Source organism: Rheinheimera sp. B2H12, assembly GCF_059620065.1.
In genome coordinates, this window is the sequence record NZ_CM184363.1 from 1,774,421 (window position 1) to 1,787,267 (window position 12,847).

12 protein-coding genes are annotated in these 12,847 nt (G+C 50.5%); 8 read left to right on the forward strand and 4 right to left on the reverse strand.

From position 1 onward, the window contains the following. Window positions 1-133: 133 nt before the first annotated feature. From minE to minC, 3 genes are read right to left on the reverse strand one after another with little or no spacing between them, the layout of a single operon-like run. A complete protein-coding gene (minE, locus tag AC53GJ_RS07665; protein ID WP_496732022.1) occupies window positions 134-394 on the reverse strand; it encodes a cell division topological specificity factor MinE in 261 nt (86 codons plus the stop codon). A gap of 3 nt (window positions 395-397) precedes the next feature. After that, window positions 398-1,207, reverse strand: coding sequence for a septum site-determining protein MinD (gene minD / locus AC53GJ_RS07670; protein WP_496732023.1), 810 nt, complete (start codon window positions 1,205-1,207; stop codon window positions 398-400). A 12-nt stretch (window positions 1,208-1,219) separates the two neighbouring features. Further along, the gene (gene minC, locus AC53GJ_RS07675) at window positions 1,220-1,855 is read right to left on the reverse strand and encodes a septum site-determining protein MinC (protein ID WP_496732024.1); all 636 of its coding nucleotides are present in this window, start codon (window positions 1,853-1,855) and stop codon (window positions 1,220-1,222) included. A gap of 248 nt (window positions 1,856-2,103) precedes the next feature. Here minC and AC53GJ_RS07680 point away from each other — a divergent pair, with 248 nt between their 5' ends. The 5 genes from AC53GJ_RS07680 to AC53GJ_RS07700 all read left to right on the forward strand — a co-directional run bounded on the left by AC53GJ_RS07680 (window position 2,104) and on the right by AC53GJ_RS07700 (window position 5,451). After that, window positions 2,104-2,391: a YcgL domain-containing protein gene (locus AC53GJ_RS07680; protein WP_496732026.1), complete on the forward strand. Its 288-nt coding sequence runs from the start codon at window positions 2,104-2,106 to the stop codon at window positions 2,389-2,391. Window positions 2,392-2,401: 10 nt separating this feature from the next. Beyond that, window positions 2,402-3,532: a lytic murein transglycosylase gene (locus tag AC53GJ_RS07685; RefSeq protein ID WP_496732027.1), complete on the forward strand. Its 1,131-nt coding sequence runs from the start codon at window positions 2,402-2,404 to the stop codon at window positions 3,530-3,532. 77 nt (window positions 3,533-3,609) lie between these two features. Then, entirely contained in the window at window positions 3,610-4,296 is a 687-nt protein-coding gene (locus tag AC53GJ_RS07690) for a fumarylacetoacetate hydrolase family protein (RefSeq protein WP_496732029.1), read from the forward strand. 28 nt (window positions 4,297-4,324) lie between these two features. Beyond that, window positions 4,325-4,825, forward strand: a complete 501-nt coding sequence (locus AC53GJ_RS07695; RefSeq protein WP_496732030.1) for a YcgN family cysteine cluster protein — start codon at window positions 4,325-4,327, stop codon at window positions 4,823-4,825. Between the two features lie 20 nt (window positions 4,826-4,845). Further along, window positions 4,846-5,451 carry a mechanosensitive ion channel domain-containing protein gene (locus AC53GJ_RS07700; RefSeq protein WP_496732032.1) on the forward strand — a complete coding sequence of 202 codons (606 nt, stop codon included), beginning with the start codon at window positions 4,846-4,848 and terminating at the stop codon, window positions 5,449-5,451. 54 nt (window positions 5,452-5,505) lie between these two features. On the opposite strand, the gene cysZ is transcribed toward AC53GJ_RS07700, so the two are convergent. Beyond that, on the reverse strand, window positions 5,506-6,219 hold the full coding sequence (cysZ, locus tag AC53GJ_RS07705) for a sulfate transporter CysZ (protein ID WP_496732034.1): 714 nt from the start codon (window positions 6,217-6,219) through the stop codon (window positions 5,506-5,508). Between the two features lie 138 nt (window positions 6,220-6,357). On the opposite strand from cysZ, the gene smc reads away from it, so the two are divergent. From smc to ligA, 3 genes are all read left to right on the forward strand, one after another. Continuing rightward, a complete protein-coding gene (gene smc, locus AC53GJ_RS07710) occupies window positions 6,358-9,783 on the forward strand; it encodes a chromosome segregation protein SMC (RefSeq protein WP_496732036.1) in 3,426 nt (1,141 codons plus the stop codon). Window positions 9,784-9,802: 19 nt separating this feature from the next. Next, a complete protein-coding gene (gene zipA, locus AC53GJ_RS07715; protein ID WP_496732037.1) occupies window positions 9,803-10,615 on the forward strand; it encodes a cell division protein ZipA in 813 nt (270 codons plus the stop codon). A 190-nt stretch (window positions 10,616-10,805) separates the two neighbouring features. After that, window positions 10,806-12,833 carry an NAD-dependent DNA ligase LigA gene (ligA, locus tag AC53GJ_RS07720; protein WP_496732039.1) on the forward strand — a complete coding sequence of 676 codons (2,028 nt, stop codon included), beginning with the start codon at window positions 10,806-10,808 and terminating at the stop codon, window positions 12,831-12,833. Window positions 12,834-12,847 lie beyond the last annotated feature (14 nt).

A 12,847-nucleotide genomic window follows, 5' to 3' on the forward strand; every position in this document is an offset into this window, starting at 1 on the left:
TTAAGTGAGTAGTATCCAAAACAATTGGTCTGTTCGTTATTTGATTTACCGCGCTCTACTTTTTACAATTGGCTTGCTGGGCATAAAAAAACCCGCAGTGCGGGTTTTTTATGAGGTCACGGCAAAAAACGGCTCAGCGTTTTTCTTCCGGGAATGTGACGTTCAGTTCCAGCACCGACAGTTCGTCCGAGCTCTTTTCTAAGGTCACCGACACCTGATCATCAGCGATATCGACATAACGACGGATCACTTCCAGAATATCGCGCTCCAGCTGCGGCAAGTAATCCGGGCTGGTGCGGCGGCGACGTTCATGCGCAACGATGATCTGCAGCCTTTCCTTGGCAGTTGACGCAGTATTCTTCTTGGAAGAACGGAAATAATCGAGTAACGACATACCTTAGCCTCCGAAAATCCGTTTGAACAACCCTTTCTTTTCCACATTCAGGAAACGGAAGGGGATTTCTTCGCCCAGCAGTCGGGCAACGGTATCCATATAAGCCTGACCTGCATCACTTTCAGTATCCAGGATCACCGGCTGACCAGAGTTCGACGCATTCAGCACCGCCTGCGACTCCGGAATCACACCCAGTAATTTAATCGCCAGGATTTCGTTGACGTCTTCGACACTCAGCATTTCACCTTTGATCACCCGCTCCGGATTATAACGGGTCAGCAACAGATGTTCTTTGATGCCCGGTAAGCCTTGCTCGGCGCGGCGGGATTTACTCGACAACATGCCAAGGATCCGATCAGAATCGCGCACAGAGGACACTTCTGGGTTGGTGACAACAATAGCTTCATCGGCAAAATATAACGCCATCATGGCACCCGATTCGATACCGGCTGGTGAGTCACATAAAATAAAGTCAAATTCTTCTGACAGTTCGTTCAGGACCCGCTCTACCCCTTCTTTATACAGGGCATCTTTGTCGCGGGTTTGCGAAGCTGGCAGGATATATAAGTTGTCCAGACGTTTATCACGGATCAGTGCTTGTTTTAAATTTGCTTCGTTGTTGATCACATTAACAAAGTCATACACCACGCGCCGCTCACATCCCATAATGAGATCAAGGTTACGCAGGCCGATATCAAAATCGACGATCACGGTTTTATGGCCTTTTAAAGCCAGGCCAGTGCCAATGGCAGCACTGGAGGTGGTTTTACCAACCCCACCTTTCCCTGAAGTCACAACTATGATTTTTGCCATAGCACACAATCCTTAGAATAATTCTGCTAATACTAATTGACCGTCCTGCAAGCTGATACAGGTCGACTTGCCCCAAAATTCGCCTTGCAGGCTTTCACTTAACCAATAGTTACCGGCAATTGAGATTAACTCGGCTTGCATATTGTAACAATAGATCTTTTTACTGCTGTCGCCGCCAGCGCCTGCAATGGCTTTACCGCGCAACGACCCATAAATATGAATATTGCCATCGGCAATCACTTCGGCACCGGCACCGACCGTGCCTTTGATGATCAAATCACCGCCTTTAACATAAATTTGCTGGCCGGAACGAATATTCTGCTCCACCAGTTTGGTATCCACCAAGGCAGGCGCAGGGGCTGGCGTCGGGGCCGGTGACACTGCGGTTTTTGTCGCAGGCTCGGCAGCTTTGTTATTTTTGCTCAGTTGCAGCGCTGCTAAACCAGCCTGATGGGCGGCTTTTTTCAGCTCGCCGCTGGCACCACAAATGCCAACCAGCACCAGTTGCAATTCCACAAAAAGCTGTTTGATAGCAACAAAATCGGGGATATCAGCGGCATTTTCGACATTAATAACCACTGGGGCCTGATGGAAAAAACCTGGCGCCTGCGCCAGCTTCTGCTGAAGTTGTGTCCGAAGTTCAGCCACACTGAAATCCTGACAATATAAAACTGATAAAGGAAACAGGCTTCCTTTTAACTCAAATGAGTGATCCGACATAGCAACCGTGAGCGCAAAATGAATGAAATTGGTTAGGGTTCTTAGCTGCAAACAGAGCGCAAGACCGGATGACAGAGAAAATGCCGGTCGCCGGGCTACAGCGGTTCGCAAGATAAGCGCTTCATGGTATAGTCTGCGCCTGTGTTAGGCAAGTTACCCAGAGTAGATTTTGTCCCATGTTAACTGTTATTTATAAAAGCCCGCGCAAAGATCAAACTTATTTATATCTGTTACGGCGTGACGATTTCAGTGCCGTACCTGCTGCTCTGCTGCAAACCTTCGGCAAACCGCAATTTGTCACCTTACTGGATTTGGCCAAACGCAAGGCGCTGGCTGGTGCTGAGCTGGAAAAGGTAAAAACTGCGTTGACTGAACAGGGCTTTTATCTGCAGATCCCACCGCCACCGGAAGATTTACTGGCCGAGCACCAAGACTGGTTGGCGCATAACCCTAAAGCAGAATAAGGATTTTCAGGTGTATCGAGTTGTATGTATTTCCGTACTGGCGCTGTCTGCTCTGGCATGTAGCAGCCAGACTGTGGTGGCCGACACCGCTAAAAACACTGCCAAACCGACTGTGAACACAACAGCCAACACCGCTGCTGCTGTTACGCCAAACGCAACCGTTTCAACTGGCGCAGCCAAGACGGCGGCTGGCTTTGTCCTATACGCCAAGGCGTTACAGCAAGAAGCCATGCAGCGGGGCTATCCACCGTCTTTAGTCAGCGATGTGTTTGCCAGTTTAGAATTCCACCCGCGGGTGGTCAGCGCCGACCAAGGTCAGCCTGAGTTTGTCGAAACGCTGGATACTTATCTGCCGAAACGCGTCAATAAGCAGCGCATTGACATAGCGCGCAAGATGTATCAACAGCATAGGGCTGAACTCAGTCGGGTTGAGCAGCAATACGGCGTGCCGGCGCGTTTTATTGTGGCACTGTGGGGGCTGGAAAGTGCCTTTGGCCGCATTACTGGCAATTATTCAGTGCCGTCCGCGCTGGCGACACTGGCGTATGATGGTCGGCGCGAAGCTTTTTTTAAGCAGGAATTTTTTCTGGCGCTGGATATTCTGGCGGCAGGTCATATTGAGTTAGCGCAGATGAAAGGTTCCTGGGCAGGTGCCATGGGTCATACCCAGTTTATGCCCAGCTCCTTTATGAAATATGCGCAGGATGGCGACGGCGATGGCCATAAAGATATTTGGACTAACCGCTCTGATGCTTTTGCTTCTATTGCCAGCTATTTAAAAACTGAAGGCTGGCAACCCGGCGTGAATTGGGGCCGTCAGGTGCGGTTACCCAATCATTTTGATTACAGCCTGGTGATCCCAAAAGGCAGTAAAGATCGGGCGCAATGGCTGCAATGGTGGGCAAAATCAGAACGCAGCGTCAATGACTGGCGCCAGCTAGGCCTGACCCAGCTGGATGGTTCAGTCTTACCTGCCAGTTCGCTTAAAGCGGCGCTGGTGATGCCGGATGACAAAGAAGGACGGGCCTATCTGGCCTATGCTAATTACCAGACCCTGATGCACTGGAATCGCTCTTATTATTTTGTCAGCAGTGTCGGTTATCTGGCTGATGAAATTATCCGTCCGCCATTGGCCAAATAAGTGTCGGTAGTGACAGTGTGTTGCATTGATGAATAGTCACTGCCTTGAGCAGCGGCGCACAATAAAAAGAGGCAGGCATGAGTTATCAGCATCAGGACTGGCAGGGCAGTGCAATTGACCTGCCTGTCGGCAAAGTGGTGTGTATTGGTCAGAATTATCATGATCATATTGCCGAAATGCGCAGTCAGACAGCGCCGGACGCGCTGTTTTTTATCAAACCAGCCACAGCGCTCTGTGCCCTGGCAGCACCAGTGCAGATCCCAACGGATCGCGGTGCTGTGCACAATGAAACTGAAATTGCCGTGCTGATAGGCCAGACGTTGTCTCAGGCGTCCCCGGCCGAGGTCGCGGCTGCGATCTGGGGTTTTAGTCTGGCGCTGGACCTGACCCTTAGGGACGTACAAGCCAGTTTAAAACAATTAGGCCGGCCCTGGGAGATTGCCAAAGGTTTTGATGGCGCTTGTCCGCTGGCTGGTTTTGTGCCAGCAGCACTGGTCTCTGCGCCGCAGCAACTGCAGTTTAGTTTGCAGGTCAATGGTCAATTACGCCAGCAAGGCGATGCCAGTTTGATGATCCGCGGTATCACGCAGATGATCAGTGAAATGAGTCAGTGGTTCATGCTGCAACCCGGCGATGTGATCCTGACCGGGACACCGGCTGGCGTTGGGCCATTACAGCCCGATGATCAGTTAACCTTACAGTTATTGCCCTGGTTGTCGCTGACCACCCGGGTGACTAGCCGCAGCACCAACGCTGCCCGTTAAGCTTGCCGTCAGGCAAACAGGAAAGAATATGAACTTACAAGACAAGTTCTGGGAAAGTAAAACCCTGGAACAAATGACCACTGCGGAGTGGGAAGCCATTTGTGATGGTTGCGCCAAGTGTTGTCTGAACAAATTTATTGATGAAGAAGACGAAGAACTGTCAGGCCCAACCGATTATATTTTGCCGGAAGAAACGGTGTATTTCACCAATATTGCCTGTCAGTACCTCAATAGCAATAAATGTGAATGTACCTGTTACGATAACAGAACTGTACTGGTGCCAGATTGCGTCAAACTGACCAAAGAAAACTTAAAAGATATTTTCTTTATGCCAACCAGTTGCAGTTATCGTCGTCTGCAGGAAGGTCGTGGTTTGCCGGGCTGGCATCCACTGCTCAATGGCGGCAAAAAAAGTCTGATGCATAAAAAACAGATGTCAGTGCGCAATAAAACTATTTCGGAAGCGCAGGTGCGGCTGGAAGATTTTGAAGATCATATTGTCAGCTGGCCGCTGAACGATTTGGATTAACCTGTAGCAGTCAGAGGGGAATGCAGGTGAATTGGTTAGTTGAACTGAAAAATTTAACTGAGCTGTACCGGCCGGAAATTGCCCAGCTCATCATTAGCGGTATTGTACTATTGATTTATGCCGTGCTGAGCCGGCGGATTGCGCCTTTTATTTACCGCACTATTGCGGCCACTATGCTGAAAGAGGAAATGAACCGCCGCGCTATGGTGGTGTTCCATATTCTGCTGTTTTTATTGCTGGTGGTGGTGCTCAGTATCATTTGGGGTATTGACATCAAAGGCTTACTGGTACTTGCTTCGTCCATGATTGCGGTGGTCGGGGTGGCCTTGTTTGCGGCCTGGAGTCTGCTGAGCAATATCACCGCTTTTTTTATTCTGCTTGGCCAGCGCAATTTTGCCCAGGGCGTGACAGTACGGATTGTCGATGGCAGTAATTATGTGGAAGGCAAAGTGATTGAAGTTAATTTATTCAGCACTGTGCTGCAAACCAGCAATGGTGAACAGGTGATGTATCCAAATAACCTGATTGTCTCCAGGCCAGTGATTGTGAAACTGCCGGAACAAAAGCCAACTGAATTACTCGACCGCTGGAAAAAACGCCGGGCGCAATTGAAAAAAGCGCATTAAGCAGCTGAATAAAAAAAACCGCATGCGCGGTTTTTTTTATTGCTGCGAACCAAGCTAGCGTGGCAAATGACTGTTGCGATAACGGTCGACCCACATGGCTGTCCCGCCACAGACCGCGACCGGCATCACCAGCAAATTCAGAAACGGCACCATACTGGCGATACTGACCGTGATACCAAAACCATAACTGCCGGTTAAGTCTGCTCTGAGTTGTTGCCGCATCCGAGCAAAAGGCACTTTGTGATTGTCGTAGGCATAATCACAATACTGGATGGCCATCATCCAACTGGTAAATAAAAACCATAACAGCTGGCCAATCAGCGGCAGCATAAAAAACAGCACTAAAAACACCAGTGCGCGCGGGAAACAATAGGCAAATTTGGTCCATTCCCGGCTCAGCATTCTGGGCACGTCTTGCATAAAGGCCCCCAAAGTCTGCTCTGGTAAGGCCTGACCGGTCAGGTGTTGCTCGACTTTTTCGCTAAGCAGCGCATTAAAAGGCGCGGCGATAAAATTGGCGATCATGGTAAAACTAAAAGCCAGCGTGAGTACTGTGCTCAGCACCAGCAAAGGCCACAGCAAATATTCTAAAAATGCCAGAAACTCCGGCACAAAGCTCATTAAGGTATCAACCCAGCCCTGCACTTGCTGCAGCAGATAAAAAAAGGCGGCGGCAAAGAGAAGTAAATTGATCGACAATGGGATCAGCACAAAGCGGCGTAAACCTTTAGTGGTGAGCAGACTCAGGCCCTGAAAAAAATAATGCATGTAGTTTTCCTTCTGCCATAACAGCTTTAACAGCGGTTAGCTTAGAGGGCAAAGCCCTGATCAGCAATAGTTTTACCGTGACACCCCAGTGCCATTTTGTTACATTCTGTAAGTCGAACCAGCCCAATTTCAGCAGGCATGCGTCTAAAGCAAATCAAACTCGCCGGATTTAAGTCTTTTGTTGATCCGACCCAGGTGCCTTTTCCAGCGGCAATGACCTGCGTTGTCGGGCCCAATGGCTGCGGCAAATCCAATGTTATTGATGCAGTGCGCTGGGTGCTGGGCGAAAGCTCGGCCAAAAATCTGCGCGGCGATGCCATGACAGATGTGATTTTTAACGGTTCTACCCAACGTAAACCGGTGTCGCAGGCTTCAGTGGAACTGGTGTTTGAAAACACGCAAGGCAAACTGCAGGGCAGCCTGGCCGATCGCAGTGAAATTTCGTTAAAACGGCTGGTGACCCGCGATGCCCAGTCGCATTATTTTCTCAATGGCACCAAGTGTCGCCGGCGCGATATCACCGATATTTTTTTAGGCACCGGTCTTGGTCCACGCAGCTATGCCATTATCGAACAAGGCATGATTTCAAGGCTGATTGAATCTAAACCACAGGAACTGCGGGTCTTTTTGGAAGAAGCAGCCGGCATCTCGAAATATAAAGAACGGCGTCGCGAAACTGAAACCCGGATTAAGCATACTCGCGATAATCTGGACCGGCTCAGTGATGTGCGGGAAGAACTGGGCAAAAATCTGGATAAATTAAAACGTCAGGCGACCGTCGCTGAGCGTTATAAAGAATTAAAAGCCACAGAGCGGCGCTATAAAGCCGAGCTGACTTGTTTAAAGTGGTTGCATTTTCAGCAGCAACTGCAGCAGGCCGAGCAGCAACTGGCAGCGCTGGCGCTGGAACATGCCCAACTGGAAGCACAGGGCAGTGGCGATTTTCGCCTGCAGGCTGAACTTCGCCAGCAACTGGAGCAAGCACGTGATGCGGTGGCGCTGTCACAACAACGCTTTTATCAGCTAGGCGCCGATCTCAGTGCGCTGGAACAACAGCTGCTGCATCAGCGTCAGCGTCAGCAAAGCCTGGCAGATGAACAACGCAATCTGACGCTTAATTTACAACACAGCCTGGATTTAATCGCGCAAGAAGAAGCACAACTGGCTGAATTGCAACAACAATTACTTGAGCTAGCACCAGAAGCTGAGCTTAGACAGTTGCAATTAGAAGAGCTCAGTGAACAGCTGTGGCAACTGGAACAGCAAGACGTAACGCTGCGTCAGCAGCAACAAGGCTGGCAGCAACAGCTATTTAGCTTACAACAGCAACACAACCAATTGCAGTTACAGCAGCAAGGCCAACAACAGTTGCAGCAGCAATTAGTGCAGTTGCAGCAACAATTAGAGGTGCAGTTGCAGGCGCTCGATAGCAGCGGATTGGCCGCTGTGTTGCAGCAAAAGCAACAGGTCACAGCAGCCGCAGTACTCGAACTGCGTGCTGCCGAGCAACAGCATAGTGCGCTGCAGCAAGCCGGAGTTCAGTTACAACAACAACTGGCTGAACTGAAACTACAGCTTGCGCAACAGGCTTTATTGCAACAACAGTTACAGCAACAACAGCAACAACTCAGCCAGTTGCAGACCCAGCAACTGGCGCAGCAGCCATTATTGCCCAAGCTGCAGATTGAAAGCGGCTGGTCAGTCGCGGTGGCCATGGCGCTTGGCGGTTTAAACGCGGCGGCTATCACGGCAAAACATCATGACAACAGTGCTGCATCTCAGGGTAACTATCTATTTGCCGAAGCCAATGCCGGCACAGCTTCGTTGGATTCCTTGGCCGCTAAAATCAGTGCCGGTCCGCTGCCAAGCTTTTTTCAGCAAATTTTTTGCCGGCAAAACGTCGAGGATGCGCTGGCATTAGTACCAGAATTAACCGCAGCTCAGTCAGTGATTACGCCTGATGGACAGTGGTTTGGTGCGAACTGGCGTCAGTTAGCCGATCAGACACAATTGCAAAACCCGCAGGCATTGGCGGAACAGTTACAGCAACTGACATTGCAACTGGCTGAACTGTCTTGTGCCAACGGGCAGAGCCAGAGCCAATTTGATCAAAGTCGCAGTGACTGGCAACAGCATCAACTAACGCAGCAACAAAGTGCGACCCTGCTGCAGCAAGCACAGCAACACTGGCATCAGGCGCAAACCGCCGCCGAGCTTGCCGCCCAGCAACTGCAACAAGCCAGTCAGCGTAAAGAGCAGATTGAGCAGCAGTTGGCAGGTTATCAACAGCAACTGGCACTTTATCAGCAGCAGGCTGAACTGTGGCAGTCGCAGCAGGTGGAAGTCGATGAACAATTGCTGCAGCAACAAGAAGCGGCGCTACCATTGCAACAACAGCAGCAGCAATTACAACAACAGTTACAGCAACTCAAAGCGCGCCAGCAGCAACTCAGTCAGCAACAACAACAGGATGCGCTCAGTCAGGTCAGTCTGGAGCGGCAACTGGAAGCGGCAGAGTTGCATCTGAGCCGCAGCCGGCAACAACATGCGCAGCAGACCGAGCGCTTACAATTGCTCAGCGCCCAGCTTGATTTACTCGATGAGCCTGATGGCGCCGGTCAGGAGCAACTGCAACAGCTTTGGCTGGAACGGGATGCTGTCGCCGCCACCCGACTCAGTCAACAGCAACAACAACAGGCACTGGAGCTGCAGTTACGACAACTGGAGCAGGGACAACATGGCCTGCAGCAGCAATTACAACAAAAACAAAAGCAACTGGAAAGTTTGCGGCTGGAAGCTGAAGGTTACCGGCTACGAGCCAACACTATGCTGGAGTCGCTGACTGAGCAAAAGGTCCAGTTTGCCCAGTTACAACAACAGCTGCCAGCGGATGCAACTGAAGAGCTCTGGCAACAACAACTGGATAAAACCAGCGAAGCTTTGCAGCGGTTAGGGCCTATCAACCTAGCTGCGATAGAAGAATATGCCCAGCAGGATGAACGCAAAAAGTATCTGGATCTGCAACATGATGATTTAATTGCCGCTTTGGACACCTTGGAAACGGCTATCCGCAAGATCGACCGGGAAACCCGGCAAAAATTTAAAGACACTTTTGACCAGGTCAATTTAGGGCTACAAAATTTGTTCCCCAAAGTCTTTGGGGGGGGCAGTGCTTACCTTGAGTTAACAAATGATGATTTATTGGAAACCGGTGTGAGCATTATGGCCAGGCCACCTGGTAAAAAAAACAGTACTATTCATTTATTATCAGGTGGAGAAAAAGCGTTAACCGCTTTATCATTGGTGTTCTCAATTTTCCGATTAAATCCAGCACCTTTTTGCATGTTGGATGAGGTCGATGCTCCGTTGGACGACGCTAATGTAGGGCGTTTTTGCAATTTAGTCCGGGAGATGTCGGAGACAGTGCAATTTATTTATATCAGTCACAATAAAATTGCGATGGAGATGGCTGCACAGCTGATGGGGGTGACCATGCAGGAACCTGGTGTATCACGGGTGGTGGCTGTAGACGTGGAAGATGCCGTTAAACTGGCTCAAGCCTGACAGAACAACAAAGGTAAAAATGATGGCTGAAGAATTTCGTTATGCATTAGCAGTAGCTGCAGTATTGGCAATGGCCGGATTGGTGATCCATGGGATCTGGGCAAACCGGAAAAACAATGAGAATAAAAGCCGGTTTTATGCCGAAGATGATGGTTCAAAAGAAACGGGCGAAGGTTTTGATGAATTTGGCGTTGGCAGAAAACGTAAATTAGCACCGGGCGAAAAACCGCAGCCAAAACCAGCCGCAGCTTCTGCCCCAAAAGCAGACCGCTTGCGCGAGCCAGTCAAAGCACGCCGGCAAGAACAGGAGCCGCAACTCAATTTTAGCGCTGATCGGACTGAGCCTGAAATGTCATTCAGCGCGACCGAAGATGATGCACAACCGCAAGCTGCTGAAGCTCAGGCCAGTGAAGTGTTGATCCTGTACGTGCTGATGCCGGAAGGGCAGGATGTCAACGGTGCTATGCTGTTACCCAGTTTACTGACACTTGGTTTTAAGTACGGTGAAATGAATATTTTTCACCGCCATCAGGACAATGCCGGCTCCGGCCAGGTTTTGTTCAGTCTGGCCAATATGTTTAATCCGGGTACTTTTGATTTGGAAGCGATGGATGAAATGTATACCCGTGGTTTAAGTCTGTTTATGACGCTGCCAGGACCTGGTGAAGCCTTGCAGAATTTTAATCTGATGCACAATGCGGCGAAAAAGCTGGCGGAAGAATTTGGTGGTCAAATTTTAGATGGTCAGCGCAATATGCTGACGGTACAAACGACCAGGCATTATGTCGAGCGCATCCGTGAGTTTCAGCGTCAGCAATTATTAGCCAGATAATACCCGCTGCTATGCTATGAAGTAAAACCCGCGATGATGGCGGGTTTTTGCATTAAGGCCGCTGCGGTTTTATGCTGCTGCTTTTGTCAGCAACACCAGGCAAAATGATGGATATTCTGCGCCAGCCCTTGCAAGCCTGCCGACAAAACCCCATCCTATAGCCAGTTTTTTTAGTCAGGTTTATCTTCCAATGTCAGATCAGCAACAGCAAATCCATCAGCTGCGCCAGCAGTTAAATCAGCATAACCATGCCTATTATGTGCTGGATAACCCAACTATTCCTGATGCTGATTATGATGCGTTGTTTCACCAGTTACAGCAATTGGAACAACAATATCCAGACCTTATTACGCCAGACTCACCCACGCAGCGCGTAGGCGCGGCGCCGCTGGATAAATTTGGCCAGGTACAACATCAGGTGCCGATGTTATCGCTGGATAATGCCTTTGCCGATAGCGATTTTCTGGCATTTTGCCAGCGGATGGCCGACCGGCTGGATCAGCAAAGCGATTTTAGTTTTTGCGCTGAGCCTAAACTGGATGGTCTGGCGGTCAGCCTGCGTTATGAAGCGGGTTTACTGGTGCAGGCTGCGACCCGTGGTGATGGTTATACCGGCGAAGATGTCACCAGCAATATAAAAACCATTCGTTCGATCCCACTACGGCTGCAAGGCGAGTTTCCGTCCGTGCTGGAAGTGCGGGGCGAAGTATTTCTGAAGCTGGCTGATTTTGAAACGCTGAACACTGAAGCGAAAGCCCGTGGTGACAAGGTCTTTGCCAATCCGCGCAATGCGGCGGCAGGCAGTTTACGCCAGTTGGATCCGAAAATTTGTGCCAAGCGGCAACTGAGTTTTTATGCTTATGCGGTCGGTGCCGTGGAAGATCCGGCAGCGATGCTGGACAGCCAGAGCCATTATGGCCGCTTACAACAATTAAAAAGCTGGGGTTTGCCGGTGTGCCCGGAAATTCAGCGTTGCGACAGCGCCAGTGCTGCCTTGCAGTACCATAAAGCGATTCTGGCCAGACGCGCGATGCTGGCTTATGAAATCGATGGCGTGGTGCTGAAAGTCGATAGCTTGCCACAACAGCTGGCACTTGGCTTTGTGTCACGGGCACCGCGCTGGGCTATTGCCTTTAAATTCCCGGCACAGGAAAAAACCACTCGTTTGCTGGATGTAGATTTTCAGGTTGGGCGCACGGGATCTATCACGCCGGTGGCCCGACTAGAACCTGTGGTGGTCGGCGGCGTGACGGTGTCAAATGCCACTTTGCATAATCAGGATGAAATAAACCGGCTTGGCATCGAAATTGGCGATACGGTGATTGTGCGACGCGCAGGCGACGTCATCCCGCAAATCGTTGCAGTGGTCCTGGCTGAGCGCGAAGCGGGCAACACCAGCGCTATTGTATTTCCCACGCTTTGCCCGGTGTGTCAGTCGGAAGTAGAGCGGGTGGAAGGTGAAGCTGTCAGTCGTTGTACTGCCGGTTTGTATTGTGCTGCCCAACGTAAAGAAGCGCTGAAACACTTTGTCGCCCGTAAAGCATTAGATATCGAGGGCCTGGGTGACAAGCTGATTGAGCAGTTGGTGGACGAAAAGCTGGTGCAAACCCCAGCTGATATTTTTGCCCTGGATATGCCAGCCCTGGTCGGGTTGGAAAGAATGGCGGAAAAATCTGCGCTGAAGTTACTGCAGGCCATTGAGCGGGCAAAACAAACCACCTTGGCACGTTTTATTTATGCCCTGGGCATCCGTGACGTGGGGGAAGCCACTGCGCTGAATCTGGCAGCGCATTTTCGTAACCTGCCAGCTTTACAACAAGCACCCCTCGAACAACTCCTGCAAGTGGCTGATGTTGGTACTGTGGTTGCCAGCCGGTTATTGCATTTCTTTCAGGAACCGCATAACCAGCAAGTGGTCGCTGCACTGCAACAAGCCGGTGTGCAGTGGCCTGATTTAGCGGAAAAAGCCGAGACGGCGCAGCCGCTTGCTGGCCAGACGCTGGTGTTAACCGGTACTTTAACCGCAATGGGGCGGGATGAAGCCAAAGATAAACTGCAACAGTTGGGCGCTAAGGTGTCGGGTTCAGTTTCAGCCAAAACCCATGCCGTGATTGCCGGTGATAATGCCGGTTCTAAACTGGCCAAAGCTGCCGAGCTTGGCGTGGCAGTCTGGACTGAACAACAGATGCTGGCTTTATTTGCTGAGCACGGCCTGTGAGCAAGCGTTGTCGT